This window comes from Mesorhizobium sp. M7A.F.Ca.CA.001.08.2.1 (genome assembly GCF_003998455.1).
Taxonomy (GTDB): Bacteria; Pseudomonadota; Alphaproteobacteria; order Rhizobiales; family Rhizobiaceae; genus Mesorhizobium; species Mesorhizobium ciceri.
In genome coordinates this window covers 1-607 of sequence record NZ_RZPW01001392.1, presented here as the reverse complement: position 1 = coordinate 607, position 607 = coordinate 1, and the positions used below count along the sequence as shown (strand labels likewise).

The 607-nt window shown below is 65.7% G+C and carries 1 protein-coding gene; it reads left to right on the top strand.

From position 1 onward, the window contains the following. Nucleotides 1–607: dihydroxyacetone kinase subunit DhaK (locus tag EN914_RS37595; RefSeq protein ID WP_127389790.1), on the top strand; the 607-nt coding region annotated here is incomplete at both ends.

Below are 607 nucleotides of genomic sequence, written 5' to 3'. Positions count from 1 at the left end.
GGCTGGTTGCGATCATGGCGGAGCGCCTCGCGGCACGGCTTGATCCCAAGGCCACCTACGCCTTGCTGATCAACAATCTCGGTTCGGTGCCGCCGCTCGAAATGTCCGTTATCGCCAATGCGGTGCTTGCCTCGCCGTTGGCCAAAACCATCAAGCTGACGGTCGGCCCCGGTCCGCTGATGACGGCGCTCAACATGAACGGCTTCTCGCTGTCGCTGATCCGGCTGGATGCGGCGCGCGAAACCGCCTTGCAGGCGCCGGTCGGCGCGCATGCTTGGATACCGGCAAAGCCCGTTGTGCCGCCTGCCGTCGTGCCTATGGCGAAAGCAGCCGGACAGAGCGTGGCACGCAAGCCCAGCCAGAATGCGCGGACCCGGTCTCTTCTCGTTACCACCTGCGAAAGGCTGATCGCGCTCGAAGCGACTTTGAACGGACTGGACGCCAAAACAGGCGACGGCGACACCGGTTCGACGGTGGCGACCGGCGCGCGCAGTGTTCTCGAGCGGCTCGACACGCTGCCGCTTGCCGAGCCTGCAGCCACCCTTGGCGCGATAGGCGACATTCTGAGCGCGTCGATGGGCGGCTCCAGCGGCGTGCTCCTGTCGAT